Source organism: Lysobacter sp. Root494 (genome assembly GCF_001427225.1).
In the GTDB taxonomy this organism is placed as follows: domain Bacteria; phylum Pseudomonadota; class Gammaproteobacteria; order Xanthomonadales; family Xanthomonadaceae; genus Agrilutibacter.
In genome coordinates, this window is record NZ_LMFH01000005.1 from 671,516 (window position 1) to 697,264 (window position 25,749).

At 60.5% G+C, this 25,749-nt stretch carries 30 protein-coding genes and 1 pseudogene; 18 read left to right on the forward strand and 13 right to left on the reverse strand.

Annotated elements, in window-relative coordinates:
* Positions 1-471: 471 nt before the first annotated feature.
* The 7 genes from dgt (at position 472) to ASD14_RS06415 (ending at position 5,991) form a co-directional block, all read left to right on the forward strand.
* A complete protein-coding gene (gene dgt / locus ASD14_RS15685) occupies positions 472-1,929 on the forward strand; it encodes a dGTP triphosphohydrolase (protein WP_082538775.1) in 1,458 nt (485 codons plus the stop codon).
* Between the two features lie 32 nt (positions 1,930-1,961).
* Positions 1,962-2,720 carry a hypothetical protein gene (locus tag ASD14_RS16010; RefSeq protein WP_235565318.1) on the forward strand — a complete coding sequence of 253 codons (759 nt, stop codon included), beginning with the start codon at positions 1,962-1,964 and terminating at the stop codon, positions 2,718-2,720.
* 150 nt (positions 2,721-2,870) lie between these two features.
* Complete coding sequence (locus tag ASD14_RS16015; RefSeq protein ID WP_157475138.1) at positions 2,871-3,182, forward strand: hypothetical protein; 312 nt, start codon at positions 2,871-2,873, stop codon at positions 3,180-3,182.
* A 33-nt stretch (positions 3,183-3,215) separates the two neighbouring features.
* Positions 3,216-3,842, forward strand: coding sequence for a hypothetical protein (locus ASD14_RS06400; protein WP_056130636.1), 627 nt, complete (start codon positions 3,216-3,218; stop codon positions 3,840-3,842).
* Between the two features lie 258 nt (positions 3,843-4,100).
* Positions 4,101-4,580, forward strand: coding sequence for a hypothetical protein (locus ASD14_RS06405; protein WP_056130639.1), 480 nt, complete (start codon positions 4,101-4,103; stop codon positions 4,578-4,580).
* Between the two features lie 584 nt (positions 4,581-5,164).
* Positions 5,165-5,503, forward strand: a complete 339-nt coding sequence (locus tag ASD14_RS06410; protein ID WP_056130642.1) for a metalloregulator ArsR/SmtB family transcription factor — start codon at positions 5,165-5,167, stop codon at positions 5,501-5,503.
* Entirely contained in the window at positions 5,503-5,991 is a 489-nt protein-coding gene (locus ASD14_RS06415) for an SRPBCC family protein (protein ID WP_056130645.1), read from the forward strand. Before ASD14_RS06410 ends, ASD14_RS06415 begins: the two co-directional genes overlap by 1 nt.
* A 25-nt stretch (positions 5,992-6,016) precedes the next feature.
* On the opposite strand, the gene ASD14_RS06420 is transcribed toward ASD14_RS06415, so the two are convergent.
* Complete coding sequence (locus ASD14_RS06420) at positions 6,017-6,628, reverse strand: TetR/AcrR family transcriptional regulator (RefSeq protein ID WP_235565319.1); 612 nt, start codon at positions 6,626-6,628, stop codon at positions 6,017-6,019.
* 98 nt (positions 6,629-6,726) lie between these two features.
* Between ASD14_RS06420 and ASD14_RS06425 the strand changes: the two genes are divergently transcribed.
* From ASD14_RS06425 to ASD14_RS06450, 6 genes are all read left to right on the forward strand, one after another.
* Positions 6,727-8,154 carry a coniferyl aldehyde dehydrogenase gene (locus ASD14_RS06425; protein ID WP_056130651.1) on the forward strand — a complete coding sequence of 476 codons (1,428 nt, stop codon included), beginning with the start codon at positions 6,727-6,729 and terminating at the stop codon, positions 8,152-8,154.
* Between the two features lie 41 nt (positions 8,155-8,195).
* On the forward strand, positions 8,196-8,657 hold the full coding sequence (locus tag ASD14_RS06430) for a GFA family protein (protein ID WP_056130655.1): 462 nt from the start codon (positions 8,196-8,198) through the stop codon (positions 8,655-8,657).
* Positions 8,658-8,887: 230 nt separating this feature from the next.
* Positions 8,888-9,406, forward strand: coding sequence for an RDD family protein (locus ASD14_RS06435; RefSeq protein ID WP_162247679.1), 519 nt, complete (start codon positions 8,888-8,890; stop codon positions 9,404-9,406).
* Between the two features lie 440 nt (positions 9,407-9,846).
* Positions 9,847-10,890 (forward strand): histidine kinase, encoded by a 1,044-nt coding sequence (locus ASD14_RS06440; RefSeq protein ID WP_056130662.1) that lies wholly within the window; start codon positions 9,847-9,849, stop codon positions 10,888-10,890.
* Positions 10,887-11,648, forward strand: a complete 762-nt coding sequence (locus ASD14_RS06445) for a response regulator (protein ID WP_056130664.1) — start codon at positions 10,887-10,889, stop codon at positions 11,646-11,648. The genes ASD14_RS06440 and ASD14_RS06445 overlap by 4 nt, the downstream gene beginning before the upstream one ends.
* Before the next feature lie 257 nt (positions 11,649-11,905).
* On the forward strand, positions 11,906-12,454 hold the full coding sequence (locus ASD14_RS06450) for an ester cyclase (RefSeq protein ID WP_235565320.1): 549 nt from the start codon (positions 11,906-11,908) through the stop codon (positions 12,452-12,454).
* Between the two features lie 413 nt (positions 12,455-12,867).
* On the opposite strand, the gene ASD14_RS06455 is transcribed toward ASD14_RS06450, so the two are convergent.
* A complete protein-coding gene (locus ASD14_RS06455) occupies positions 12,868-13,089 on the reverse strand; it encodes a DUF2798 domain-containing protein (RefSeq protein WP_056130668.1) in 222 nt (73 codons plus the stop codon).
* A 181-nt stretch (positions 13,090-13,270) separates the two neighbouring features.
* Between ASD14_RS06455 and ASD14_RS06460 the strand changes: the two genes are divergently transcribed.
* Both ASD14_RS06460 and ASD14_RS06465 read left to right on the forward strand, forming a co-directional pair.
* A complete protein-coding gene (locus ASD14_RS06460; protein ID WP_056130670.1) occupies positions 13,271-13,831 on the forward strand; it encodes a cytochrome P460 family protein in 561 nt (186 codons plus the stop codon).
* A 104-nt stretch (positions 13,832-13,935) separates the two neighbouring features.
* Entirely contained in the window at positions 13,936-14,541 is a 606-nt protein-coding gene (locus ASD14_RS06465; protein ID WP_235565321.1) for a response regulator, read from the forward strand.
* A gap of 30 nt (positions 14,542-14,571) precedes the next feature.
* Here ASD14_RS06465 and ASD14_RS06470 read toward each other — a convergent pair whose 3' ends face one another.
* Both ASD14_RS06470 and ASD14_RS06475 read right to left on the reverse strand, forming a co-directional pair.
* On the reverse strand, positions 14,572-16,179 hold the full coding sequence (locus ASD14_RS06470) for an MASE4 domain-containing protein (protein WP_056130677.1): 1,608 nt from the start codon (positions 16,177-16,179) through the stop codon (positions 14,572-14,574).
* A 72-nt stretch (positions 16,180-16,251) separates the two neighbouring features.
* Complete coding sequence (locus ASD14_RS06475) at positions 16,252-16,632, reverse strand: response regulator (RefSeq protein WP_056130679.1); 381 nt, start codon at positions 16,630-16,632, stop codon at positions 16,252-16,254.
* A gap of 133 nt (positions 16,633-16,765) precedes the next feature.
* Here ASD14_RS06475 and ASD14_RS06480 point away from each other — a divergent pair, with 133 nt between their 5' ends.
* Positions 16,766-17,407, forward strand: coding sequence for a response regulator (locus tag ASD14_RS06480; RefSeq protein ID WP_056130682.1), 642 nt, complete (start codon positions 16,766-16,768; stop codon positions 17,405-17,407).
* Here ASD14_RS06480 and ASD14_RS06485 read toward each other — a convergent pair.
* From ASD14_RS06485 to ASD14_RS06500, 4 genes are read right to left on the reverse strand one after another with little or no spacing between them, the layout of a single operon-like run.
* Complete coding sequence (locus ASD14_RS06485; RefSeq protein ID WP_056130685.1) at positions 17,404-18,732, reverse strand: epoxide hydrolase family protein; 1,329 nt, start codon at positions 18,730-18,732, stop codon at positions 17,404-17,406. The genes ASD14_RS06480 and ASD14_RS06485 overlap by 4 nt on opposite strands.
* A 43-nt stretch (positions 18,733-18,775) precedes the next feature.
* Positions 18,776-19,012: a 4-oxalocrotonate tautomerase family protein gene (locus ASD14_RS06490; RefSeq protein ID WP_056132194.1), complete on the reverse strand. Its 237-nt coding sequence runs from the start codon at positions 19,010-19,012 to the stop codon at positions 18,776-18,778.
* Between the two features lie 19 nt (positions 19,013-19,031).
* On the reverse strand, positions 19,032-19,742 hold the full coding sequence (locus tag ASD14_RS06495; protein WP_056130688.1) for an SDR family oxidoreductase: 711 nt from the start codon (positions 19,740-19,742) through the stop codon (positions 19,032-19,034).
* A 14-nt stretch (positions 19,743-19,756) separates the two neighbouring features.
* Positions 19,757-20,836 carry an MBL fold metallo-hydrolase gene (locus ASD14_RS06500; protein WP_200947026.1) on the reverse strand — a complete coding sequence of 360 codons (1,080 nt, stop codon included), beginning with the start codon at positions 20,834-20,836 and terminating at the stop codon, positions 19,757-19,759.
* A 179-nt stretch (positions 20,837-21,015) separates the two neighbouring features.
* Between ASD14_RS06500 and ASD14_RS16480 the strand changes: the two are divergent.
* Positions 21,016-21,165, forward strand: a pseudogene (locus ASD14_RS16480) (IS30 family transposase); the annotation flags it as partial.
* A gap of 56 nt (positions 21,166-21,221) precedes the next feature.
* On the opposite strand, the gene ASD14_RS06505 reads toward ASD14_RS16480, so the two are convergent.
* Complete coding sequence (locus ASD14_RS06505; protein ID WP_056130691.1) at positions 21,222-21,842, reverse strand: tyrosine-type recombinase/integrase; 621 nt, start codon at positions 21,840-21,842, stop codon at positions 21,222-21,224.
* A gap of 139 nt (positions 21,843-21,981) precedes the next feature.
* Positions 21,982-22,728: a 2OG-Fe(II) oxygenase gene (locus ASD14_RS06510; RefSeq protein ID WP_056132199.1), complete on the reverse strand. Its 747-nt coding sequence runs from the start codon at positions 22,726-22,728 to the stop codon at positions 21,982-21,984.
* Between the two features lie 409 nt (positions 22,729-23,137).
* Here ASD14_RS06510 and ASD14_RS06515 point away from each other — a divergent pair, with 409 nt between their 5' ends.
* Positions 23,138-24,094, forward strand: a complete 957-nt coding sequence (locus tag ASD14_RS06515; RefSeq protein WP_056130696.1) for a transporter — start codon at positions 23,138-23,140, stop codon at positions 24,092-24,094.
* A 224-nt stretch (positions 24,095-24,318) separates the two neighbouring features.
* Here the strand turns inward: ASD14_RS06515 and ASD14_RS16485 are convergent, their stop codons facing one another.
* The 3 genes from ASD14_RS16485 to ASD14_RS06530 all read right to left on the reverse strand — a co-directional run bounded on the left by ASD14_RS16485 (position 24,319) and on the right by ASD14_RS06530 (position 25,670).
* A complete protein-coding gene (locus tag ASD14_RS16485) occupies positions 24,319-24,663 on the reverse strand; it encodes a hypothetical protein (RefSeq protein WP_235565322.1) in 345 nt (114 codons plus the stop codon).
* Between the two features lie 4 nt (positions 24,664-24,667).
* Entirely contained in the window at positions 24,668-25,084 is a 417-nt protein-coding gene (locus ASD14_RS06525; RefSeq protein WP_056132202.1) for a cupin domain-containing protein, read from the reverse strand.
* A 232-nt stretch (positions 25,085-25,316) separates the two neighbouring features.
* Positions 25,317-25,670 (reverse strand): cyclophilin-like fold protein, encoded by a 354-nt coding sequence (locus tag ASD14_RS06530; protein WP_056130702.1) that lies wholly within the window; start codon positions 25,668-25,670, stop codon positions 25,317-25,319.
* Between the last annotated feature and the right edge of the window lie 79 nt (positions 25,671-25,749).

The window sequence follows — 25,749 nt, forward strand, 5'->3', positions numbered from 1 at the left end:
GCGCATTAGCCGAAGGCGCAATGCGCCGCATTGGTTTGAAATCGCCGCAATACGACGATTACGCCGCAGGCCGAGCGCCTCCACATCCGCAAGCCGGACCTGTCTGAATCAGGCATCTGGCCCGCAGGCATTTGCGCAGCCAAGGACCGGTGCATTAGGTTTGCCCCACCATCAGCGCAGCGGGGGGCTGCCATATGGAAATCAGGCAACGCCGGAATTCGAACCGGATCCGTTACGTCTTCGGGGAAGACGAACTCCAATACAGTCTCGAAGACACTCAGGCAGCCGCTCGTTCTCGGTGGGCTACACCGACATCAGCCGCGATCGCCAGATACTGATCGAACGCAGTCAATGGCTGGGCTGCCAAGTGCAACTTGGGATTGGAAAGGGAGCAGCTAGTTCTAATGCCATTAATTGATGGCGAGTTGAAACTGGTTGCGTTTGTACTACAGAAGGAATGCAGGGGGACGCATGAGCGCTGACGCTTCAGGTAGTCATTCGGCTGCCACTTCACCAGCTGTGGATTGGACGCAGTTGCTTTCGACAAAGCGATTTAGAAAGGCTGACGCGAAACGAAAGAAGACTTTTGAAAAACTATTTGCGTCCCCGGATTTCCGCACAGAGCACGAAAAGGACTTCGATCGGATTGTTTTTTCAAGCCCTGTCAGGCGATTACAGGACAAGACGCAAGTGTTTCCACTGGATCAGCACGATTCAGTGCGCACACGACTCACTCATTCGCTCGAAGTCGCCAATATCGGGCGGACGCTAGCCGCTCAACTGGCACATGATCTAGGCATCACACTAGTTGGCTCTGATGCCATGAGGGCGGTACCAGCGCTCGTTGCAGCTATATCAATCGCACATGACATTGGAAATCCCCCGTTTGGACATCAAGGGGAAGCAGCTATTCGAGGGTGGGTGAAAATTGTTGCGAACAAGTACGAGGGTGCAGTTAGCAGCAAAAAGGACAAAGCTTTGCTTGCTGATTATTTGAATTTTGATGGAAACCCCCAGGGCTTCCGTCTTCTAACCATGTTTGGCATAGAGGACGGAGGGCTCAATTTGACGGCCTCAACGCTGCGAGCATCCTTCAAATATCCATGGAGCGCGGATTCGATCCGGGCCAAGGAACATAAGAAAAAATTCGGCTTTTTCCAGACTGAGAAGCATCTTTTCGATTGGGCTGGGAAGGAAACAGGCATTGCCGAAGGTGTTCGACATCCGCTGGCGTCAATAATGGAGGCCAGCGATGACATCTGTTATTCAATTTTGGATGTCGAGGATGGAGTAAAGAAGCGATTGGTTTCCACAGCCCATCTAATGCTGTACCTACGAAATCGGGCCAAGGGCGCGCCCTGCGCCAAATGGGTGGCGCAGCTTGTTCGCCAGTACAACTACGACGTGAAATGGTTGTCGAGTCAAAAGGTCGATGGCCACCATGCCGAAGACGTGTTGATGCAGTTGCTGCGAACTTATTTTATTTCCTTGGTGGTTTCAGTAGCTGTTCCCGAGCTAAAGACGGCGATTTCGGCCGATAATGCTGGTGCTGGCAATCCGTGCCTCAGTCATGGCGAATGCGCGTCCCTTCTGGAGCTGCTTAAGGACTACACGAAGGCTTATATCTATTCCCATCCAAGCGTTGAGAAGGTGGAGCTTGAGGGGCATAGCGTTATCCCGTATTTGCTCGGAGCATTTTGGTCGGCCCTTGAATCGAATGAACAAGGGAGCGCTTCGATGCAGGACAAGTTCGTCATTAAGAAAATTTCACCTAACTACTTGCGTGTATACGATGTGACGTTAGGAAAATTTCCGTCTTGGTACGCTCGTTTGCAGGTGTGCTGTGACATGGTGTGCGGAATGACCGATTCGTTTGCTATTTCAGCTGCTCAAGAACTTAAGGAGCTTGGTGTTCCAAGATGGTCGTAGATGCTAGTTGGACGGAGTCGAATGCCGATGAATTGCCTAACCTCGATAGGGCGCGGGCGATTGTGCGGCTTTTGCATAAGGATGATGCGGTTGCGGCCCTGCTGAGATCTTGTAACGAAGTTGGCGAGGCATTCCTATTTGGAGGAATGGTTCGTGATGCCATCTTGGGGGCGTCTGGGGCATTTGGTGATATCGACATCTTTGTTTCAGGGCCGCTTGATGCTGACTTCGCTAGGAGTCTTTCGAGATATTCCAGGCGCACAAATTTTGGAGGAATGAGGCTGGTTGTCGGGAAGTTCGACGTAGATATCTGGGAGCTTCCTCAGAGCCAGGCGTTTCGAATTGAGAAGGGTCGTCCTATATCAATTCCTAGTCTTTTGGATACGGTTTGCTTCTCTACCGATGCAGTTGCGATTTCCCTTCTCGACTCCAGGGTTATTGCCACTTCAAAATTTCGTGGAACCGTGCGGGATAAAGTATTGAAATTCGTCTCAGTGCCTAGGGGTACGGAACTCCTGCAAGCAGTGAGAATTGCGCGGTTGCTGGTGAAGCTTGATCTCATTCCCCACTTTGATATCGCGAAGTATTTTTTGGCCGCCATAGCGGAGTTTGGAGCCGCGGGCCTGGTGAAGGCGGAAGAGAAATGGAAGGGACGTCGAGTCCTGGATGACTTCTTGGTCGAGGGCGTGCGCCTGTTGTGCGAGTCGTCCGTAACTACGGGTGTGCCGGCGACACTGTCGCTAGACGAAGAGCTTTTCTCTGGTGAACCAAGTGATGTTCGGGTTGCATAGCCATCGTAGTCCCGGTAAGCGAAGCGCGCCCGGGTTGCCCGGCTCGCTGTTCTCTGATCATGCCAACCCTGGGCGTCTCAGCTTGTGAGATGCGGCATGGCTAGCCTCCATATCGAGCCAGTCCAAAGTGGACGGTAAAAAGGGGGTTACATGTCCAGTATCAGAATCGGGGCTGATGAGCGCAGGCTGGCGGAAGCTGATGCTCACTGGATCACTCAGGAAATTAATGCTCGGCGGCGTGACGGAAAGTCCGTGTGCGTTGTGGTGACCATTTCGACGAACGAATTGAATCTGCACTTGGCTACGCCCTCCTGTGGCGGAGGCGTAGGTGGTGGAGGGCGACCACCGACCGCTCGTGAAAAGGCCATTCTCGACCTCTGGTCTCAGCGGGGACTCAACGAATCGATGTTTCAAGCCGGGGATGTCATGGCGTTTGTACAACAGGTTCAGCGCTATCTATGAAGCTGTTGGGTGGCGGGCACAAAGGCATCGTCGATGACCAGTGAAAAAGGCAACACCCGGCTGTTCCAGGAGCTCGAAGCTCTCTTGGCTGAGCAGGAACCCAAGGGCGTCTTTAAGGTCGAGCGTGATCGTTGGGCGGCAACAACAATGCTGATAGGAACTCTGTTGACAGTGCCCTCCATCCTCGGCGCGAAGGGGTGGGGCATCTGGTCAGCGGCTATCGGCCTGCCAATAGAGCTGTGTGCGCTCGCTGTTCTTACTTATCGGCAGCTTCGCGATGTAATTCCCGAGTTTGTTGATGCGAAACGGAAGTTTGCGGTTGAGCTAGACAGTCATTTCGTCGAGTACGAAAAAATTCGCGTTTGGCTGCAGTCGTTTGCATACGAGGTCCGTCGGCGCCATCTTGCTTATGTCGAATCAAGGCTTGAGTCGATGGCACGCCGTTATCCCTTGGTGTTTGGTGCGGCAGACAGACTTGGAGTTTTACCTGCCTTGATTGGTCTGTTTCTCCAAGTTCAGGGAATTAGCTCGCTTTCGATGGCTGCCGGGATCGTAGGTCTGATGGTCCTGTTGCTATATGCGATGGCGCTTTGGATGGCACGTTTTCGTCTTCAGCTCGAAACATATGCTCGAATTCTCAAGGCGGCTGGTAACGAATAATCGCTGCAGCCGAGTAGCGCCGTTCGGTAAGTGACGGCATCAGTGCTTCATTCACGCCGTGCGAAGGCTGGGATGTGACTTCGCCTCGCCCTTTTGGCCAAAGAAGCTTTGCTTTTTAATCGCCAACTTTGGCAAACTCGCCGCTGCTCCGATCGCCCGCAGTAGCGATCACCCACACGCCACACGGAACGCGGCGGAGCAAGGACGCATCCGGCATTCGCCGGTGCACATCACACGGAATATCAACAGGAGGTTGTTGTGTCGGAAAACCGCATCACGCTCGTTATCTCTCCCGAACAGCGCGACTCGGCCACGGGGGCCGTCGTGCAACTCGCTTCGGCGCTGCCGGGTCTTGTTTCGCTTCCGGCCGACGGACGCCGGGACATTCATCACTACGGGCCGAAGAGCCAGGCGTTCGGGCGTGGCATGCATCGCACGCTCGTGGCGCATCCGCAGATCGTGCCGCCCAGCGTCAATGTCGCTGCCGCAGGCGCCGACCTCGATGCGCTGGACACGCTGGTCCCGTTGCTGGAGGAAGTACGTCGCCTGCACTCGATGCTCGAAGACACCGTCGCGCTGCTAGGCCATGACGTCATGGACTTCGCCTACGAGGGCTACCAGTTGCTCAAGCTGACCGGCGATGCGCATGGACTCGAGGAACAGCGCAAGGAACTCGGCTCGCAGTTCAGCCGTCGCCGCCGTGCGCAGGATGCAGGGCAGCTTCCGCCTGCCGCCTGATCCGTTCCATCGCGTTGCATTGGAGAGCCGCCTTCGGGCGGCTTTCTTTTTGCAGCCATCCGCAGCCCGGGGTGCGGCTGCGCGCGTAGGAGCGCCCCATGGGCGCGACTGCCGATCGCGCCCATGGGGCGCTCCTACGGACTTCCGCGCATGGGTCGCCGACCCCAACGATGGGGTCGAACCTCGATCACATCGACCCGTCGACCCCAACGTTGGGGTCCGAACATCGATCACATCGATCTGCCGACCCCAACGATGGGGTCCAAACATCGATCACATCGATTCGCCGACCCCATGCGTGGGGTCGAAACATCGATCACATGGATCCGGCGACCCCATCGCTGGGGTTCGAAGATCGATCACATGGACCCGCCGACCCCAACGTTGGGGTCCGAACATCGATCACATGGGGTCGCCGACCCCATCGATGGGGTCTGGAGGTCGATCACATGGGGTCACGGACCCCATCGTCGGGTCCGGATCAGACGCCAGTCATCGCCAACACTTAGGTATTGACCTAAGTATTGTCCGTCGATAGGCTCCCTCCGTCCAAGCCACTCCCTTCAACCCCCACCGGTCCCGAAATGGCCCAGCCCGCCGCCGTCGACGACGTCTTCTACGCCCTGTCCAGCCCGATCCGGCGAAAGGTCCTGGAGCAGCTGGCCAGCGGGCCCGCGACGGTCAGCGAGCTGGCAGCGCCGTTCGGTATGAAGCTGCCGTCGTTCGTGCAGCACCTGTCGGTGCTGGAGCAGGGCCGGCTGGTGAAGTCGCGGAAGCAGGGAAGGGTGCGGACCTACGAGATCGCGCCGGAGCCGATCAAGGCCGCCGAAGACTGGCTCGCCGAGCGGCGCCGCCAGTGGGAATCGCGACTCGATCGCTTCGACGCCTACGTCCAACACCTCAAGGAAAGCGAGAACCAATGATGAGCAAGCAGTTCGCGGTCGACCCGAAGCTGGACATCGTCATCGAGCGTTTCATCGACGCGCCCGTGCGCCTCGTCTGGGAAGCGCTGACGAAACCCGAGCACCTCAAGGAGTGGTACATGCCCAGGGCGTGGGGCCGCGTGTCGCGCGCCGAAATGGACCCGCGCCCGGGCGGCATCTTCAGCATCGACATCGCCGGCGAAAACGGCGAGGACTTTCCCAACCTCGGCTGCTTCCTCGACGCCGTTCCGATGGAGCGCCTCGTGTGGACGTCGATGTTGTTTCCCGGCTATCGCCCGGCGGTCTTCGACGATGTTCCGATCACCGCGATCGTGACGATGAAGCCGGAAGGCACCGGAACGCGCTACGTCTTCACGGCGTTGCACCGGAACGAAGCCGATCTGGAGGCGAACAGGACTTCCGGCTGGCTGGAAGGCACAAACATAGCTGTCGATCAGCTCGTGGAGCTTGTGCTGTCCTTGAAGTAGTAGGGCGGGTGTCGATGCGCCAGCGTCACGTCGCCGTGTTCTCCAACCCTTCCACCAGGGTCCTCAAGGCCGCATCGAGTGGCGACGTTCCCACCTTCTCAGGGACGAGGAGTCCGTCGATCGCGAGCATGGTTATTCCGTGGACGAGGCTCCAGCAAGCGGCGGCCTGACCTTCGATCGGCCGCTCGCGAACGTGCCCCGTGGCCTGGCCGCGGCGGAGAAGATCGAGGGAGATCTCGAATACGGCCATCGCCCGCTCGTTGAGGTGCATGCCCACCGCCTTGCCTTCCTCCGCGCTGAACATCAGGCGGTAGAGCGCGGGGTTTTCCATTCCAAATGCGACGTAGGCGTGGGAGATCGAAGCGATTTCCGCGAGCAGGGTCGTGGGCGTTTCAGCCTTGGCGGCTGCCAGGGACTCGCGGAGCCGATCGAAACCAATCATCGCCAGCTCCGCCAGGAGCGCGGCCTTGTCGGGGAAGTGCTTGTAGGGGGCCGCATGGCTCACGCCGGCCCGGCGGGCGACTTCCCGCAGGGTGAACTGCCAGTTCTTCTCCTCCCGAAGCATGTCCAACGCCGTTTCGATGACGGCGCGGCGGAGGTCGCCATGGTGGTAGCGGCGGCTGGATGGGTCCTGCACGGGGCCTCGGAGCATCTGGGCGAATATATGTTGACACTGACTACTTCAGCGCCTATGGTCAAGGCCCCTAAGTTTCTACTGTCTACATTGGAGCGGCCATGAACGCCCTTACCGACATCGCGGACGTCGACCGACTGAGCGGACTGCTGGCCCGCCAGCGCGCAGCCTTCCTGCGCGAAGGAGTGCCGTCGTTCGCACGGCGACGCGCCGACCTGACCCGGTTCCGGGCCGCGATCATCCGGCACCGCAAGGAAATCGAAGACGCCATCAACGCCGACTTCGGGCATCGGTCGAGGCACGAGACGGCGATCATGGAAGTGGGCGGCGTCGCGGAAGGCACGAAGTACCTGATCCGCAACCTTCGCAAATTCATGGCCCCGACTCGCCGCCACGTAGCGCTGCACATGCGTAGCGGCAGGGCGCGCATCGAATACCAGCCGCTTGGCGTCGTCGGCGTGATGTCGCCCTGGAACTATCCGGTGAACCTCGCGCTCATGCCCGTGATCACGGCCATCGCTGCCGGCAACCGGGTGATGCTGAAGCCTTCGGAGTTCACGCCCGCCACGAATGCGCTGATCGCGAAGATGCTCGGCGAGATCTTTTCCGAAGAGCAGTTCGCCATGGTGACCGGCGATGCGGATGTAGGCGCGGCGTTCTCCGCCTTGCCGTTCGACCATCTCGTCTTCACCGGCAGCACCGGGGTTGGGCGGTCGGTGATGAAGGCGGCCAGCGACAACCTCGTCCCGGTCACGCTGGAGTTGGGCGGCAAGTCGCCCACCATCATCGCGAAGGGCCATCCGCTCGAACAGGCGGCTTCCTCGATTGCCTTCGGCAAGTTGCTCAGCGCGGGACAGACCTGCATCGCGCCGGATTACGCACTCGTCCACGAAAGCGACGTCGATGCGTTCGTCGCGGCGTATGGCCGGGCAGTGGCGTCCTTCTACGCCGACGGTCCGACGAGCGAGCACTACACGTCGATCTTCAACGCGCGGCACCACGCGAGACTGCAGGGACTCGTCGAGGATGCGCGCACGAAGGGAGCGCAAGTCATCGAGGTAGGAAACCGGCCCGGCGATGCATCGCTTCGGCCCAACACGATGGCGCCCACCGTGGTGCTTGGTGTCAACGACTCGATGCGCATCGCGCATGAGGAGATCTTCGGCCCGATCCTCCCGATCTTTGCCTATCGCGACATCGGCGATGCGATCGACTTCGTGAACGCCCGGCCTCGGCCGCTCGCGCTCTATTACTTCGGTCGCGACGATGCAGACCGACGCAGGCTGCTGAGCGAAACGACCTCAGGCAACGTCACCATCAACGGCACGATCATGCACATCGCCCAGGACGACTTGCCCTTCGGCGGTGTCGGGCCCAGCGGCATGGGCGCGTACCACGGCATCGAGGGCTTCCGCACCTTCAGCCATGCCAAGGGAATCTATGAGCAGGGGCGCTGGAACCTCGCCAACCTGCTGCATGCGCCTTTCAAGCAACCGATCGACACCATCCTCAACCTGATGCTTCGGTGATCGGAATGCAGCGCTCTAACGAATCCCAGGAGCATCGACACATGATCGCCAACACATCATTGCCGCTACGTGGCGCCTGCGAATGCGGCGCCTGCACGTTCGAGGTACATGCGTCGCCGAAGGCGAGGTTCCGCTGCCACTGCCAGATCTGCCAGGCCTTCAACAACAAACCCTTCGCAGATGTGGTCGCGGTTCGCGCGAAGGATGTCTTACTGAAAAACGCCGGCAACATCTCGTTCGCGAAATACCGCCCGCCACCGAACTTCAACCGCGGCGTCTGCCGCACCTGTGGCAAGCCGGTCGTGGAAGTGGCTGGCGTCGGGTCGTTCAAGGTGATGTTCATCCCGGCCAGCAATTTCGAGCTGCCAGATCGGCTGCCGCCGGTCCGCGTGGACATCTTCTATCACCGCCGCGTGCAGGACATGCACGATAGCCTGCCCAAATACAGCGGTTATTTCGCGAGCGAGCTTGCGGTCGGGAAATTGATCATGGCCGGGTTGTGAAATGTCGAGTCGCGCGGATCAGTTCGCGATCGACCCGAAGCTGGACATCGTCATGAAGCGTTTCATCGACGCGCCCGTGCGCCTCGCCTGGAAGCGTTGACGAAACCCGAGCATCTCAAGGAGTGGTACATGCGCAGGGCGTGGGGGGGCTCCATCAAACGCCCTTTTGGGCTCAAAATTGGCATGGGGTGCTGCATCAGCCGGCACATGCATCAGCAAGGGGGAAAGAAGTGACTGGACACAATCAACAAGGGCGCTCGCTGTCGTCGGCGGTGTCCATCGCTGCGGGCTATGACTTTTCGATCGTCGTGCGCCGATGGTTGGGCGCGTGGATCGACTTCATCGTCCTGCTGTCGTTTCTCCTCGTTCCGGACTACGTCCTCGGCAATGAAACGTACCGGGCAACGCTGGCCATCTGGCTGAGTCTCCTGGCGGCGTACTTTCCGGTAACGGAGATGTTGTTCGGCAAGACCTTGGGCAAGCTTGTGACCCGCACTCGCGTGGTCAATGACGCGGGCAGCCGACCCTCCTTCCTGCAGGCCGTCGTGCGGACTCTGTTCCGGCTGATCGAGGTCAATCCGGTTCTTGTCGGTGGCCTGCCCGCCGGTATCGCCGTCATCGCTTCGCGTAGCAAGCAACGCCTTGGCGACATGGTCGCGGGGACGTACGTGCTGCTTGATCGGGACGCGCGTCAACTGCAATTGCCCGCGACGGTCAGCGCCGAACCGCCGCCGCTCCCTGGCACCTGACGCAACCAACGCGCTGCCCGCTCCCGGTCACGCGTGCGGTTCCCATTCGGTTGCGGGCGGCCGAAGACTCGCTTCCCTGCAGACTGTGCGGTCGAGCCGATGATGTCCGCTCTCGCCCAGAAGCGGCCGTTCGTAAACCATGTGCAAGCAACGGCGGTCGTTGTTTTGCAAGGCCGTTTCCACCCGCAGCGGTAGACGAACGCGTAACCCGGCACTGGCTCGCGCTCCGGGGCCTCTCTGGCTGCAGCCTCCACTCACCCCACTGCGGCCCCCAGTCGTCACTCCCCGGGCTCAGGGACCTGCGACCAACGGTATGCTGCGAACCGCCGGCGACGAGTCGGCAACTGGAGGCAGCTCGGCCGGTGGCACAGCTCATTAGAGAAGAGCACGAAGTAGTGCGACCGGTGGTGGAGAACGGGTCCGGAGTCGGCCGCCGGGGTATGGCTATTCTGGCGGCGTGGACGCTGGTCGCGATGCTCTTAGCGGGGCAGGCCTGGTTTGCTGCACAGGTGCGTGGCGAACCGCTGGCGTGGGCACGTGCCAGTGCCATCTGGCTCGTCTGGGCCGCGGTTTGGGCTGCCCTCACGCTTATCGCGCTGCGCCTGGAGGCGCGTTTCCCGCTCCAGCGACCTCGCTTCCTTGGCGCGCTTGTGGTGCACGGCATTGCTTCGGCGGTGTGCGCCCTGGTCAACCTGGCGCTCTTCGCGCTGGCGGCGCCCGTCATCGGTGCGACCCAGGTCGAACCCACCTGGCTCGGCACCTTCGGCCGGCTGCTTGGCACGACGTTTCTGCTGAACCTCCCGGTCTACTGGTTGATCGTCGCCGCGGCACATGTGGGGCGACTCGTGCGGACCGCCCGGGAAAAGGATCGCCGGCAACTCCGTCTCGAAGCGCAGCTGGCCGACGCCCGCCTGCAGACATTGCGCACCCAGCTGCAGCCACACTTCCTCTTCAACGCCCTCAACACGGTCTCGGTGCTGATGCACGAGAATGTCGACTCGGCCGATCGGATCCTCCTGCAACTCAGCGCGTTGCTGCGCCGCTCGCTCGACGGCACCGAAGCGCATGAGGTGACGCTCGGCGAAGAGATCGGCTTTCTCGAGAGCTATTTCGAAATCGAGCAGGCACGCTTCGGCGGGCGTCTGAGCTACCGGATCCTTGTTCCCGATCAGGTTCTCGAAGCGCGGGTTCCGAACCTGCTCCTCCAGCCCCTGGTCGAGAATGCGCTGCGCCATGGACTCGCCACGCGCGCCGGACCGGGACGCGTGGAAATAAAAGCGGACCGGCGCGGCGACTCCCTGCTGCTGTGCGTTGTCGATGACGGCCGAGGGCTACCACCGGCGACAACCGAACGTGTCGGCCTGGCGAACACGAGGGCGCGGTTGCGCCTGCTGTACGCCGACAGGCAACGCTTCGAGGTGCGAAATTCCGATGACGGCGGCGTCATCGCCGAGATCGAGCTACCTTGGCGCACTGTCGCATGACCATCCGCGTACTGATCGTCGACGATGAACCGGTCGCCCGCCGCGGGATACTGCGACTGCTGCGGCAGGAGCCGGACATCGAAGTCGTCGAAGAGTGCGGTGACGGCGGAGCGGCCATATCGGCGATCAGCGCGCATTCGCCCGACCTCGTCTTCCTCGATGTGCAGATGCCCGAACTCGATGGGTTCGCCGTCATTGAAGCCATCGGGGGCAACCGCATGCCGGCGGTCGTATTCGTAACCGCATTCGATCAACACGCCGTGCGGGCGTTCGATGCTCAAGCAATCGACTACGTGCTGAAGCCGATCGATCCGGAACGCTTTCGCCGTGCACTGCAGCGCGCCCGTTCCCACCTCGCCCATCCCGATGACGGCTTCGTCCGCCGCGTTTCCGAGGTCCTGAAGTCGATCGATCGAGGCGCGCTTCAGCGTTATCCCTCGCGACTCGCAATCCGTTCCGAGGGTCGCGTTCGATTGCTCGACATCGACGAGGTCGATCGCATCGTCGCCGCAGGAAATTACGTCGAGATCCACACGGGCGCGAAACAGCACCTGCTGCGCGAGACAATGACCAGTCTCGAGTCCCGTCTGGACCCACAACGCTTCATCCGGGTATCGCGGGCGTCAATCGTCAGCATTGCCAATATTCGCGAAGTGCAGCCGCTGTTCAATGGAGACTTCGTGGTTCTCCTCAAGAATGGCGCGCAGGTGAACGGCAGCCGCCGCTATCGGGCGGCGCTCGACGTCTTGTTTCGCTGAGCGCTGTAGCCGCGCGCGTCAATTGCGCATCGACAGCTGCGACAGGCAGGTCCATCGCGAAGTTCCGCTCGCATCCGAGAACGTCGATGGACCACATGCCGGCAGAAACAATGCGTTTGCGCCGATGTACGACACGCCTTCGTCACTGCGCAGCCCCCACTCCTCCCACCGCCGCGTCCGCCCGACACCAAGGGGACGCGAACGGCCGTACGAGAGTTCATCATCCGCACACGCACTTCCGCGTGTCGGAGATGATCATGAAAACGTGCAACATCCTGCTGTCCGCAATCGCAACAGTCGTCGCTATCGCCGGTGTGATTCCGTGCGAGGCCACGGCGTCCGACGGCGTTCACGCCGAGCCCGTGGAGCTCAACAAGTCGATCACCCGCAGGGTGTACGAGGAAGGTCTCAATCAGGGTCGATTCGAAGTGCCGTACAGCGCAGACTTCGTTGGCCACGGCGGCAGGGCAACCTTCACCCATGCCGATGGCATGGCCGAAGCCAAGGGTTGGCGCAAGGCGTTTCCGGATCTGAAGATCACGGTCGATAAGCAGGTTGCCGAGCGGGATTTGGTGGCGGTGCGCTGGACCGCGCGCGGGACCAACACCGGCAGCGGAAATGGCATTCCGGCCACCGGTCGCGCAGTGCAAATCGCGGGCACGACGCTGTTCCGAATGGCTGATGGGCGAATCGCTGAAGAATGGACATGCGCCGATTCGCTTGGCCTGATGAAGCAACTGGGCATGTTGGCGACACCAGCAACGACGCCGGCGACCGACGGAAGCTCTCCCGCTGGTGTTCCCTGACGCAGACCGCGCAGTTCCCCCGCATAGCCGACCAACAGGCTGACCTGCGCATCCGGCGAATTGACCTGCGTCGGATGCGCGGTTGTGGAACCGGTCGACGCCTGGCCCAGCGGAAGCATTGCTTGGGTGATCGTTTGATATCGGCCACCGGCGCCACAGCCGGTTGGCATTGACGCCCTTCCGGGACGATCCCGCGCTTGCGCCCGCCGAGGGAGACGATCGTCCGCTTGGGGTCGAAAGCCGTCATTCGATTAGGTCCGCTTCCGGCCATAACCGGACATCCCGAAATCGTCATGCGCGGCGTCGCACGAGCCGGAGCGCGACATATGCGGAAGCGCAACGGATCACGAATCCGAGGAATGCTGGCTGAGGGGATCAATAGGGGCGAGGTGCACCCAACCGCGTTGTACGTGTCAGCGTATCAGGCGGTCCAATCGCGCCTGTAGCGGCGGTCCGATCCCCAAGATGGCCGGAATGACGATGACGTAGGCGATGGCCCACGATCGCAGCCACGCAAGGGCGAAGGTATCGGAGAAGCCGAGATTCAGGGCAAGAAGCACGAAGGAAATGATGCCTGTCGTGACGACGCCCATGACGAGCGCAAAGGCGACCTTTCGTTTTAGCTGCGTGCCCATTTGCCTACTCCTGTTAGTCACGACATTTCCGAGCCGGCAGACTCGGTCGGCTCATTGTGCTCCGGACTGATGTGTTCGTGGAGCACAGGCGCATATACGAAGGTGTCGGGTAATACCTTTGTGTCATCGACACGATCCAAGCCCTGCGGTTTGATGAACTTGAGACCCGGGAGACACGATCATGCGCAACAGAATTACGCTGATGAAGGCCACAATTGCTGCAGCGCTGGTTGTGCTCGCAACCGGGGTTGCGTATTCCGCGCAAGACAAATACTCGGTGAAGGTAAAGGATGGGCTCGCATTCTCCGAATTCAGGGGCTACGAGAAGTGGGAGACGATCAATGTCAGCCACAACCGGGACCTGATCGCCGTGATTCTCGGCAATGAGGCCATGATCAAAGCCTACAAGGCCGGCTATCCGGGAAACGGTAAGCCTTTTCCCGACGGCGCCCGTATGGCGAAGGTCCATTGGAAGGCAATCAAGAACGAAGCCGCGCCTGGACAGCCGACGGTCGGCGGGCCCCAGCACGACGTAGATTTCATGGTCAAGGACAGCAAGCGATTCGCGGACGGTGGCGGTTGGGGCTACGCGATGTTCAGGTACGATCCGGCCTCGAAAACCTTCCGCCCGGGAACACTGAAGGACGCGCCACCGCAAGGCGACGACGCAAGGTGCGGTGTTGCGTGCCACACCGCTGCGAAGCAGCGGGATTACGTTTTCACTGCCTATGGAAGCAAATGAAAGGCCCCGTAAGGCCCGGTCTGACGCCCTGCAGCGAGTAGTATGGCGAGGACAGATCTGCGGACGGTCGTGAATTGGATCCCGCGCACAGCATCATTTACGTAGTGGATGACGACGCCAGCATTCGCGAGTCGATATCTGATCTGCTCTCGTCGTTCGATTTTCAAGTGGTGACGTTCGGCTCTGCCGCGGAGTACATCGCATATGGACGATCCGACTCGCCCGCTTGCCTGATCCTGGACGTCGAGCTTCCGGACATCAACGGGCTCGACCTGCAGGGCCAGATCTCCCAAGGGCGGCATCCACCCGTCGTATTCGTCACGGGGCACGGAGACATCCCGGCTTCCGTGCGCGCAATGAAGGCGGGAGCTATCGACTTTCTGACCAAGCCGTTTCAGGAAGCAGACCTGATGCAGGCGGTGGGCGCCGCCATTGCCAAGGATGTTGACTCACGGCGAACGAGAGATGAGCTGATCCTGTTGGATCAACGCCTGTCGCTGCTTACACCACGCGAGCGAGAGGTCTTTCCGCTGGTGGTCAGCGGCCTCCTCAACAAGCAAATTGCGGGGGAGCTCAGCATCAGCGAAGTGACGACCCAGATTCATCGAAGCAAGATCATGAAGAAGATGCAAGCTGAGTCCCTTGCCGAACTGGTGCGCTTTGCCAGCGTGCTCGCCGTGCCCATGACCCGATCACGACGCGCCAAATGAATGTGCCATTTCGTCGACGCCTCCTTTTGGTCAGGCAGGCGCCGGCGCCGAATTACTGCTGTGCAGGGTGAACTGAAATACGACGCCATGCGGTGTGTTAGGCGTGAACCAAAGGCGGCCATTGTGGGCCTCGACGATGGACCGACAAATCGATAGCCCCATGCCCATGCCATCCGACTTGGTCGTAAATAGTGGATCAAACACCCGATCGCCATCCATGCTCCTGATGCCCGACCCCGAATCCGTGACCGATACTAGGACCTGGTTGCCATCATGAAGGGCGGTCTTCACGCTCAGGACCCTCGGGCCGTCGCTGGACGACATGGCGTCGACGGCGTTGACGATCAGATTCAAAACGACTTGCCTGAGCTGCACTTGGTTAGCGCGCACATCGGGAAGACCTGCGTGCAATTCAAGCTGGACCGTAGTCCGGTGCTTCCGCAGATCGCTGCTTTCAAGGTCGAGCGCCTCGCGGATCAGCGCATTGAGTTCGACATTGGTCCGGTTGCTTTCGTCGGGCCGCAAGTTCGTCCGGATGTTTTCGATGATCGCTCCGGCGCGATGGCCGTCCGAGGCTATGCGCGTGAATGCCTCCTTGGCCCGGTCGAGGTTCGGCAAGGCTCGGTCCAGGAATCGCAGGCCGGCATCGGCGCTGGTGACGATCGCCGTCAACGGCTGTCTGACTTCATGCGCCACGGTAGCGGCGATGGCATCGCCGGTCATCAGCCGCGCTTCCCTTTCGTGGCGTTGGCGAAGCACTGCGGCCAATAGCGCGCCATACAACGCGGTTATCTCATACAGCAACACCACCAACACGATGCTGCTCGACAGCAGGCTGGTTACGCGCACGGCGTACCAGCCGGTGCTGAAGCGGGCGGGATACGGAAAATAGTGGGGCGGTATCTCGATCAGGTAAGCACACAGCACGACCAGCAGGAATAGGTCGAGGATCGAGCGCCGGCGGCGCCACAAAACGACCAGCGCGACAATGCACAAGAAGGCAATCGGCGCCCCGACCACACGGAGCCAGTTCGGCACGAATCGGGATTGATCAAGCATGATGTCCGGCAGCAGTGCCCCGCCATTCATGCACCAGATCGTCACGGCGCCAGCGGCCGCGGCCGTCATGGAAACGCTAAACAGGATTTCCTCGCCGATCTTGCCCTGCGGCGTGAGTCCAAACGACTCATCGTCCTTCAACAGAGCGTAGCCAATGATGAAGAGCGGGAAACCGCAATGCCAGATCAAATACAGATGCGCCGTCGTTTGCAACCCACCCGCCAGCCCACCCGGCGCCAGCGCGCCCGGAAAGGCGATCACGTAAGGCACGATCAGCAACGCGGTGAATAGATAGCCACTGGCGATAACGAGGATGGCCCGCGAGCGAAGAATGGAAAACTGGGCAAACAGCAAGATTGCCGTGATCAGATCGGTCACGAACATTGCCGTCGTGTAGATGGCAACGAAGGAATAGCTGGCGCCCAGCTGCTGTCCGCCGAACGGCCCCACCACCAGGTAAAGTGCGGTGGCCAGTCCAATGACAATGCCAAGAGCCAGTCGCTTCTGCGCCGGACTTGGTGGCAAGTTCGACAGGATGAACTGTTGTTCTTCGGATTCTGCGACGGCTAGGCGCTGCATGGGCTCGACCTTTCGCACTCGCGAAACCGTTTCGCAGTTCGCCTGGAAAGCATACGCCCCAAGCCAGCGCGGTCAACGACGGGTCGGCAGCGCATCACGAATCGTCGCCAGCATGTCTGTTGCGCTGAAAGGCTTCTTCAATAGCCGGAAAGGAAGATCCGATGGCGACGGCGGGTTGAATTTGTTGGATTGCCCCGTGATCAGAATCACCGGCAGGTCGGGTCGCTGAGCGCGGACGATGCGAAGCAGCTCGAAGCCATCCATCACCGGCATGTCGATGTCGGAGATCAGGCAGGCGATCCTGGCGAGGCATCGACTTTCCAACATGCTCACGGCGGAGTCGAACAGATGCACGCCGTAGTCGGCAGACTCGAGAAGGCTTCCGAGTGACTCCAGGACCCTCCGGTCATCGTCGACCACGGCAACGCATGCTTCTGCGGAAGAATCAGTCATGTACGTCCCGGACTAGGCTGCCCTCCGATCGTGCCCTGGAATCGCGATTGGGTATGTAATAGGAATCCATAGTGGTGGCCGGGGCGGCGAGGAGCTAGGCTCGTGCGCAATGGAGCGACTCGAGGGATTCCTCATGATCCACGCCCAGCCCATCGTCTTCATCGTTGATGACGACACCTCTGTGCAACTCTCGCTGGAGATGCTGGTTTTGTCTGCTGGCTGGAGAGCGCAAACGTTTTGCTCCGCCGAAGCATTCCTGGCCTGCCCCCGGGCCCTTGCCCCGAGCTGCCTGCTGCTCGATTTCAGCCTTCCCGAAATCAATGGCCTCGAACTGCAGACGCGCATCGCCTCCGAACGATCGGACATGCCTATCGTATTCATCTCAGGCTACGGCAACGTTTCCATGACGGTGCGGGCCATGAAGGCCGGGGCGCTTGATTTCCTGACCAAGCCGTTGCGTGGCTCCGACATCCTGTCCGCTGTCGGAGCAGCCCTCCGGCACAGCCAGACCGCAATCGAACGACAGGCGGAAATGCGAATGCTGCAAGACCGCTACACCTCGCTCAGTGTTCGCGAGCGACAGGTCATCGGACTGGTGGTCAAAGGCCTGATGAACAAACAAGTGGCAGGCGAGCTCGACATCAGCGAAATAACCGTCAAGGCGCATCGGGGTCACGCGATGCGCAAGATGAAAGCGCGCTCGCTTGCGGACATGGTGACGATGTCCGCGCGCCTGTGTGAAGCAAACATGCAACCCGCCATCGCAGTGCGCTAGCGAAGCGTCTTGTAGGCCGCCCGCAGCTCCTCGGCAAAACTGTCCGGATACTCCCACGCGGCGAAGTGGCCGCCCCGCGATGCTTTGTTGAAATACACCAGGTTCGGGAAAGCGCGCTGCGCCCAGGACTCTGGTGGCTGGTAAACCTCGTCGGGAAAGACGGTGATGGCAACGGGCACCTTGATCTGGGCGGTCATCTGGGCACCGGCGCTGATGAGATTGCGGCCGCGATTCTCCCAATAGATCCGCGCCGACGAGGCAGCGCTGTTGGTCAGCCAATACAGCGTGAAGTCATCCAGCACGTCGTCGCGCGTCGGAGATTGCTTCGGGTCCCTTCCGTACGACCAGTGCTCGAATCCCGGATGCACTAGCATCCAGCCTGCAAGGCCCGCGGGGGAGTCGGTCAGACCATAGCTCACCGCTTGCGGACGCGCGTTCATCATTGCCACGTAGGCCAGGTTGCCGCCTTGATTGAACGCCTTCAGGGAATCGACGGTTGCGCGCTCATCGTGGGTCGTGCCCGCGGGCAGCGGACCTCCGCCAAGCGCCGGACCGATATCGTTGGGCACGGTTGCCGGCAAGTTGGTGTGGATTCCCAACAGTCCTGCCGGCGCCTGTCGGCCCATCGCTTGCACGACACCTGCGCCCCAGTCGCCACCTTGCGCAACATATCGGGAGTAACCGAGTCGCTTCATCAGGGTGTCCCAGGCAACGCCAATGCGTTCGAGCCCCCAACCCGCCTCGATGGGGTGTCCCGAAAAGCCGTAGCCAGGTAGCGATGGTATGACCACGTCGAAGGCATCTTCGGCGCGTCCACCAAATGCGGTCGGATCAGTCAGCGGCCCGATGATCTTGAGTTGTTCGAAGATCGACCCTGGCCAGCCATGCACGACCAACACCGGCAGTGCGTTCTTGTGCTTGGACCGAACGTGGATGAAGTGGATGTCGATGCCGTCGATGCGGGTCATGAACTGCGGCAGTGCGTTGAGCTTTGCTTCGCCCTTGCGCCAGTCGTAGTCGGTGCCCCAATACTCCACTAGCGACTGCACGTCGGCCAGCTGCGGGCCTTGCGAGCCATCGGCGACAGTCTCCCGGTCGGGCCACCGAGTCGTGGCGATGCGCCGGCGCAGGTCATCGAGTTCGGCCTGAGGCACGGCGACGGTGAACGGTCGAATTTGTGACTCTTCGTCGGCGGCTGCCGTTGCGGACACCGCGCTGACACTTGCTGCACTGGCTAGGGAGGTTGTCATGGTTGCACCGTGGGTCAAGGAGGAGAAAAGCAAAGGAGCGACGAGAAGCGCAACAGCCGAACGGGTAATGGTCATGATCGGATCTGCATGTGGGTAGAAATTTGGGTTTCCCGGGAGACTAGGTGTCCGTGTCTACCTTCAATCTTCGGTACTCGAGCGTCGGCAACCCGCCCCGTCCCCAGTTCGCCATCTCCACTTCCTCGATGACAACGAAGGTCGATTCGAGAGGCTTGTTCAATACGTCGAGCAATACTTGGCTGACGCCGGCGATGAGTGCCGCCTTCTCCGCCTCCGTAGCGGCGTTGCGGTTCGGGCCGGAGCCTTCGCGGGTGATCTGGATGTTGACGACAGGCATGTGAGTCCTCCTGGTGGTTTCAATGTCCGGCGCTTTGGCCGCCGTCGACATGCAGGATCTCGCCGGTGACGAAGCCAGCAGATTCGAGATAGAGCACCGCATCGACGATGTCGTCTATCTCGCCCATCCGCTTCATCGGGTGGATGCCGGCAAGAAACGAATGCGATTCCGGGGAATGCATCGGTGTGTTGATGACGCCCGGGGACACAGCGTTCACTCGGATGCCCCGCGTCGCGTACTCAATGGCCAGCGCCTTGGTCGCCGAATTGATTCCACCTTTCGTCAAGTTGGCAAGCACGGTCGGCATGCCGGCAATGGCCTGGTCGGTAAGACTGGTGGTGATGCTGACGATATGACCCGAGCCCTGTCGCAGCATCTCCATGACGACGTTCTGGGTGATATGGAAGAAACCCGATACGTTGGTCGACAGCTTCGACAGAAAGTCTTCGTCGCTGTATTCGGTGAATGGCTTGGCAATGAACACGCCCGCGTTATTGACCAGCGTGTCTATCCGTCCGAAATGCGCCATCACTTCCCGTACGATCCGCTCTGCCGTGGCGCGGTCACCGATGTCGCCGGCCAAGGCGAGAACCTTAGGGTCGTTTCCCTGCGTGATGGATCGCGATGCTGACGCGACGCAGTAGTCGCGATCGCGAAATGCCTTGACCAGTCCCGCGCCGATTCCCTGCGAACCACCCGTGACAAGCGCCACTTTTTGTGTGCCGTGCATGTTCTTATCCTCTTTCAGTCGATACGCAGGCTCTGTTCCATCGAAAGACACTGGTCCCAGATGTACACATCAAAGCCGGCGAGCTTGTTGGACCACTCGGGCGTGAGCGTTCTGACGCACTGGCCCGCCACCCGGTCGATGTAGTTGTCGAAGCCTGCCCACGGGTTGGACCTATCCAGCGGATTGAGGCCCTCGCCGAATTTCGTCGATGCCAGGGCGGCACCAGCGGCTTGCTTGAGGTCTTGCATGAAACGAGCCTGTAGCTCGACGTCTGCATGCGTGCCCGTGCGGGCAACATGGCCAGCAACCAGCGTGTCCCAATCGAGCTTCCGGATCTCCTCCACTTGGGCGAAGTAGCCGGGCACGTCTTGCGCCAAGGCGAACCTTCGCCACGGCATCCAGTTGGGAAAGATGACGTCAACCACCATCAGCACCCGCTGTCGCGGTGCGGCGATGAAGATGTTTCCGGGCTGGTGCGCGTTGCCATGGTAGGACAGCTCCAGCCGCTGGCCCCCAACCTGCAAGGTGTATTTGTCAGCGAAGGTAACCGTGGGTATGGGGCGGTTTGGATCGGCCGCCCGCTTCAGCAATCGCTGGGTTTCCTGGTGAGCGACGATGGCCGGGTTGCCGCCCAGCAACTTGGCGCCGCCAATGTGGTCGACGTGCGCGTGGCTGTAGACGATGTGCGTGATGGGCTTGTCGGAAATGTCCGCTATCGCCTTCGGGATTTTCGCGGCATAGGAAGGCGGCGCATCGACCACGACCACACCCTTGTCGTACACCAGGAACATGGACTGGTAGGCGTTGTCGGTAATCATGTAAAGGCCACTGCCCAAGTCCTGCAGCCGGTAGCCCTTGGCGGCGTCAATTGCTGGCCCTTGGGCGGAGGTCGGCACGTCTATGTATTTGCCGATGCGCTCGCCGATGGGCGCGATGGAGGGCATGTTCGAATATGGCGCGCCTTTCGACCCCGGAACGTCCGCTGCTCCGCACAGGCCGGCGAACGCAAGCGCTAGTGCAACTAGCAGAATCAAACTCGTGAAGTTGAAGGCCAAGCGCTTCGCATGGCGCTCCTCTCGGTCTGAAATCGACATGTCGCTCTCCGGAATGCTCACGGGTTAGATGCGATCAAACCAAGCCGCGTACTCGCCGTCGATTGCACAATGGTATTGACCGATCCTTAGGTATCGATCGGGGATCGAATCGCGCGGCGTTACGCAGAACCTTGTTTCGTTGGACGTGGGCCGTTCGCGTCACCGCTCGCATAAGAGCCAACCACGGCAGATTCAGCGACACGGCCGCAAGCATCCGGCCAATGTCGAGGATCGTGCCTTCCCCGGAACTGGCAGGCGACCTGCTGTGGGGGAGCGCCAACAGCCAAAGCGCCGCGCTGGTCGAGCGCAACACGCATTACGTCCAGCTTCGTCCTATTAGTTGTCGCCGATTGGCGAATGTCCGCTTTGGGTCGAAGGAGGACGCTCAGGTTTCGGTTTGCTCGGAAATTTCGAGCGCGTCGTCGACCTCGATCCTAAGGTAGCGAACGGTGCTCTCGAGCTTGCTGTGACCGAGTAGCAGCTGCACGGCTCGGAGGTTCTTCGTTCGACGATATATCAGCGCTGCCTTTGTCCTTCGCATTGTGTGCGTGCCGTAGGCCGAGCTATCCAGACCAATCTCACGAACCCAGCGATGGACAATGCGTGCGTACTGGCGCGTGGACAGCCGTGGTGAATCGCCCGATCGACTTGGGAATAGATAATCCGAACTGCGAAGCCCGGCCGCCCGAGTCCACGCATTGATAGCATCCCGGCTCATTTCGGTGATCTCGAACTGCACAGGGCGTCGCGTCTTGCGCTGCATCACCACGGCTCGTGAGTTGACGTGATTTTCGTGCGCGACGTCACCGACACGAAGACCCAAGAGATCGCAGGCGCGAAGCTTGGAATCAACAGCCAGGTTAAATAGCGCGAGATCTCTAAGGTTGCAGCGAAGCTGCAAGCGGACGCGGATTGCCCAGATCTCCCGCAGCTTGAGCGGTGCCTTCTGTCCGACAATTTTCCCCTTGTTCCATGGGACTCGGCGTTGCTTTCGGTTGGCGGCCATGGCGAACTCCCGACTTGATGGAGTGCCAGCCTGCTACTCGCCCTGAGCGACCGCTTCCGGCCAGGAGCGGTCACTCACCATGGCAATCGTCACCGGCGAGGCCACAAGCTCCTTGTGCGTGATGGAAGTCGCCCATCGGCTAATTCGCATCATGAAAGATCACGCCAAGGGTGTAGCGCTCACCAGCGCGCAGGCGACTGACGCCATGGCGCATGTTCACCCGATACACGCCGCGCGTACCTCTGACCGGGCGGTGATGCACGGCGAAGATCACGGCGTCTCCCTGTTGCAAAGGAACCACGGTGGCGCGCGATTGCATGCGCGGACGCTGTTCCGTGAGTACGAACTCGCCGCCTGCGAAATCACGGCCCGGCTGTGACAGCAGGATCGCGACCTGCAGCGGAAACACATGGTCGCCGTACAGGTCCTGATGGAGGCAGTTGTAGTCCTCAACTCCGTACTTGAGGATCAATGGCGTGGGTCGTAACTGGCCAGCATGATGGCATCGAGCGAGAAAGGCGTCGTGCTTGTCGGGAAAACGCACATCGATGTCGAGCGCCTCATGCCAGCGATTGGCAATCGCGACAAGCTGCGGGTAAATGGCTGTGCGCAACTCCCGAACGACGCAGGGCAACGGGTAACGAAAGTACTTGTATTCGCCGCGCCCAAAGCCATGCCGACTCATCATTACCCGGCTTCGGTAGAGGTCGCTGTTGTCGTATTCCCTCAGTAAAGCACCGCATTCGCCTGGTGAAAGCAGGCCCTGGATGGTGGCATTGCCGTACTCGTCCAGATCCGTGATGACTTGCGTCCAGTCCAACTGATCAACGCGAGAAGCAATGCCTGCCTCTGTGGAAAGACCTTGACCATGAACAGTTTGCGCCATCATCTCGTTCCGTCTGCGGGTTGATGTTCTTGCCGTGTCCTGGGCGCAGCTACCTACGAAATGGACAGGCCTCCGAACAGGTGCAATGTTGCTGGGCGCGACCGAATTTCGATATCCGATTCTTGTCGTCGGTAACCAGCCTCCGCGTTGGGTGACGCATGCGAGACAGTTCGTGCTCGTGCTCCTCAGTGCTCTGTAGAAGGCGCTGACTCTGCTTTCAGCAAGATGCGGATAGTTCCGCGCGCCAACGACGCCGCAAGATTCCGGCGACCAAAAGAGGTCTACCTCGCAACCATCCCGGGAATGCAAGATGCTGCCAACGTGCCGTCAGCAGAAAACGCGCGGCCTCTCCTCCCACCGCGGCAACGACGGCAGAATTGCAGCCGGTTCCGCCACCGCAAACAGACCGATGCCACCATTACGCCATTGCGTTTCACTGCTGGTATTGCTGCTGATGTCGGCCGCCAACCCCGTACTAGCCGCGGACACGCTGATGCGCCAGTCCCGCGACGATGCCTGGTGGACCGGACCGATCATCGCCAACAGCGCCGTCACGCTGCCGCAGGGCCACTACCTGGTCGAGCCCTATCTCTACGACGTGATCTCCGACGACGCGGAGAGCCTGGGCTCGCTCACCTTCATGCTCTATGGCGCAACCGATGCGTTGACCGTCGGCCTGGTGCCGGTGTTCGGGTACAACAAGGGCATTGATGGGACGCGCAGCGCAGGCCCGGACGTCGCCGATTCCAGCGTGCTGCTGCAGTACCGCCTGCGCGAATACCAGGAAGGCAGTTGGCTGCCCGCCGTTTCCTTGCAGCTGCAGCACACTCTCCCGACTGGCCAATACGACCAGCTTGATCCCGGCAGTGCCGACGGTTTCGGCGGCGGTGCGCACAGCACCTTGCTGCAGCTCAATAGCCAGACCTACTTCTGGATGCCGAACGGCCGCATTCTGCGCATGCGCCTGAATGTCTGCGCGACGCATTCGCGCGAGGCCGAGTTGCGCGATCGCAGCGTTTACGGGACCCCTGACGGCTTCCGCGGCCGCGCCCGCCCGGGCGACAGTTGGAACATCAACGCGGCCTGGGAATACAGCTGGACCCAGAACTGGGTGGTGGCGCTGGACCTGGCCTACCGCCACAGCGACAGCACGCGAGTCAGCGGCGTGGTCAGCGACAGCGCGCAGGACCCGACGCCTGCCGCGCTGAGCTTCGCATCAGGTTCCAGCGAAGCCTGGTTCCTGGCCCCTGCGGTGGAATACAACTTCAGCCCACGCTTCGGCGTCATCTTCGGCGCACGTCTGATCCGTGGCCGCAACACCACCACTTCGGTGACTCCGGTGGTTGCCTTCAACTACGTGCATTGACCCTGCAGAACCGCCATGACGGCGACACAGCTGCATATCGCCGGATTTTCAGATCGACCCAGCCTCCGGGAGCCGGCAATGCTTGTGCATGCTGATGGAGAACATCAGAGGGATCGGCCTCGGCGCGGACTGCGTGATGTTGGAAGAGCTTTTGGCGGCCGCTGCTGAAACCAGCTGACATTTCGACGGAACTGGGACGCCCGTTCTGTTTGACCTGAATGGTTTCACCCTTCGCCTACCGACAGGACGCCTAAGGTCGTGGCGAGATGGGCAGGTTGTCTTTCGAGGATCAGGGATTGCTCCGCATCCTCGAAAGGATCCAGGCGGGCCGAAGCGCTGCGGAGCCTTCTGTGCGCATCGCCCTGCTGAGACGTGGCCTCGTCGAACCTGGCGAAGGGATGACGTTGAGCCCGCTTGGCACGCGGGTCCTGGAAGAATTGCGCCTTCGCAGCAGCGATACCCGGAGCACGGGCGAGTTCCCGGTCATTCGCACCCGGTGGCTTGGGAAAAGAAAAGGCTAGGGCGCGGGCAGATCCGGCCTCCAGCCACACGGCGGACGTTGAAAGCATCGTCCTATTGGTGAGATCCCGATGGACCTGCACGGTATTCGTCGTCGCTCACGTGCTCCATCCATGTAACCACTTTTCCATCCAGGGCTTCCTGGATGGCGATATGCGTCATGGCGCTTGTGGGTGTAGCGCCGTGCCAATGACGATGACCGGGCGGACACCAGATGATGTCGCCGGCGTTGATCTCGACGATCGGCTCGCCTTCGCATTGCGTCCAGCCTTTGCCTGACGTGACGATCAGTGTCTGTCCCAGTGGATGGCTGTGCCACGCGGTACGTGCACCCGGCTCGAAGGTCACGATTGCACCGGCCACGCGCGAAGGCGCTTCCCGCTGGAACTGCATGTCGATCCTGACGTTGCCGGTGAAGTATTCAGCAGGCCCCTTGCTAGAGAGGAGGGATCCGTTTCGATCGATGTGCATGGCGTCGGCTCCTTTGGATGATGCGAGCGAGAGTGGAATCTGGCCCAGGTTGACGAAGAGAATCGGGAGCACTGCAAACGGCCATAGTGATTTCGGGAGTTGCATATGAAATCTCCTATACAAATGATCTCCGCTTGATGTCACAGTGCGGCCTAGTCCTCCGAGATTGCGCCAGCTCTCGTTCGCGCTGCGAGAACGGATACGACAGGGCCACGATCCGTTTGACTGGCGATCACTTGTCGATACGTTCGATCCGCGCCTGCAGTGGCGTGGGGCGTCGCAAAGCAGGCAGACCGGATTCCACGCGGCCCAGGCGCACCAGTCCGTGCGCGTAATCGCGGCCTTCCACGAAGATCGCCAGGTTGCCCCATGGCGCGTAGTAGGTGAGATCACCCGCGTCTGGAGTAATGCCGGCGGGTGCGCCCTGGGTGGAGAGTTTTTTCGGAAGATCGGCGATGCGCTCGATCCGGGCGTAATCGGTCAGCGTCAACGACAACGGCAGCAACTTGGCGAAGTCACGCGCAGCAGCGGTGTCGTCCAGCGTCGCAATCACGGGGTGGCCATCGACATCTATTCGGATCTTCATGGGGAACTCCTGTGATGACCGGGGTTCGGAAGCGGAAGCCTTGCAGCCGCCGAGCATCAATACGCCAAGCACGAGGGCC

Coding starts and splice junctions, on each gene's coding strand:
- dgt (WP_082538775.1), top strand. CDS start 472: ATGAGCGCTGACGCTTCAGGTAGTCATTCGGCTGCCACTTCACCAGCT.
- ASD14_RS16015 (WP_157475138.1), top strand. CDS start 2,871: ATGTCCAGTATCAGAATCGGGGCTGATGAGCGCAGGCTGGCGGAAGCT.
- ASD14_RS06400 (WP_056130636.1), top strand. CDS start 3,216: ATGACCAGTGAAAAAGGCAACACCCGGCTGTTCCAGGAGCTCGAAGCT.
- ASD14_RS06410 (WP_056130642.1), top strand. CDS start 5,165: ATGGCCCAGCCCGCCGCCGTCGACGACGTCTTCTACGCCCTGTCCAGC.
- ASD14_RS06415 (WP_056130645.1), top strand. CDS start 5,503: ATGAGCAAGCAGTTCGCGGTCGACCCGAAGCTGGACATCGTCATCGAG.
- ASD14_RS06425 (WP_056130651.1), top strand. CDS start 6,727: ATGAACGCCCTTACCGACATCGCGGACGTCGACCGACTGAGCGGACTG.
- ASD14_RS06430 (WP_056130655.1), top strand. CDS start 8,196: ATGATCGCCAACACATCATTGCCGCTACGTGGCGCCTGCGAATGCGGC.
- ASD14_RS06440 (WP_056130662.1), top strand. CDS start 9,847: ATGGCTATTCTGGCGGCGTGGACGCTGGTCGCGATGCTCTTAGCGGGG.
- ASD14_RS06445 (WP_056130664.1), top strand. CDS start 10,887: ATGACCATCCGCGTACTGATCGTCGACGATGAACCGGTCGCCCGCCGC.
- ASD14_RS06450 (WP_235565320.1), top strand. CDS start 11,906: ATGAAAACGTGCAACATCCTGCTGTCCGCAATCGCAACAGTCGTCGCT.
- ASD14_RS06455 (WP_056130668.1), bottom strand. CDS start 13,089: ATGGGCACGCAGCTAAAACGAAAGGTCGCCTTTGCGCTCGTCATGGGC.
- ASD14_RS06460 (WP_056130670.1), top strand. CDS start 13,271: ATGCGCAACAGAATTACGCTGATGAAGGCCACAATTGCTGCAGCGCTG.
- ASD14_RS06470 (WP_056130677.1), bottom strand. CDS start 16,179: ATGCAGCGCCTAGCCGTCGCAGAATCCGAAGAACAACAGTTCATCCTG.
- ASD14_RS06475 (WP_056130679.1), bottom strand. CDS start 16,632: ATGACTGATTCTTCCGCAGAAGCATGCGTTGCCGTGGTCGACGATGAC.
- ASD14_RS06480 (WP_056130682.1), top strand. CDS start 16,766: ATGATCCACGCCCAGCCCATCGTCTTCATCGTTGATGACGACACCTCT.
- ASD14_RS06485 (WP_056130685.1), bottom strand. CDS start 18,732: ATGACCATTACCCGTTCGGCTGTTGCGCTTCTCGTCGCTCCTTTGCTT.
- ASD14_RS06490 (WP_056132194.1), bottom strand. CDS start 19,012: ATGCCTGTCGTCAACATCCAGATCACCCGCGAAGGCTCCGGCCCGAAC.
- ASD14_RS06495 (WP_056130688.1), bottom strand. CDS start 19,742: ATGCACGGCACACAAAAAGTGGCGCTTGTCACGGGTGGTTCGCAGGGA.
- ASD14_RS06500 (WP_200947026.1), bottom strand. CDS start 20,836: ATGTCGATTTCAGACCGAGAGGAGCGCCATGCGAAGCGCTTGGCCTTC.
- ASD14_RS06505 (WP_056130691.1), bottom strand. CDS start 21,842: ATGGCCGCCAACCGAAAGCAACGCCGAGTCCCATGGAACAAGGGGAAA.
- ASD14_RS06510 (WP_056132199.1), bottom strand. CDS start 22,728: ATGGCGCAAACTGTTCATGGTCAAGGTCTTTCCACAGAGGCAGGCATT.
- ASD14_RS06515 (WP_056130696.1), top strand. CDS start 23,138: ATGCCACCATTACGCCATTGCGTTTCACTGCTGGTATTGCTGCTGATG.
- ASD14_RS16485 (WP_235565322.1), bottom strand. CDS start 24,663: ATGCTTTCAACGTCCGCCGTGTGGCTGGAGGCCGGATCTGCCCGCGCC.
- ASD14_RS06525 (WP_056132202.1), bottom strand. CDS start 25,084: ATGCACATCGATCGAAACGGATCCCTCCTCTCTAGCAAGGGGCCTGCT.
- ASD14_RS06530 (WP_056130702.1), bottom strand. CDS start 25,670: ATGAAGATCCGAATAGATGTCGATGGCCACCCCGTGATTGCGACGCTG.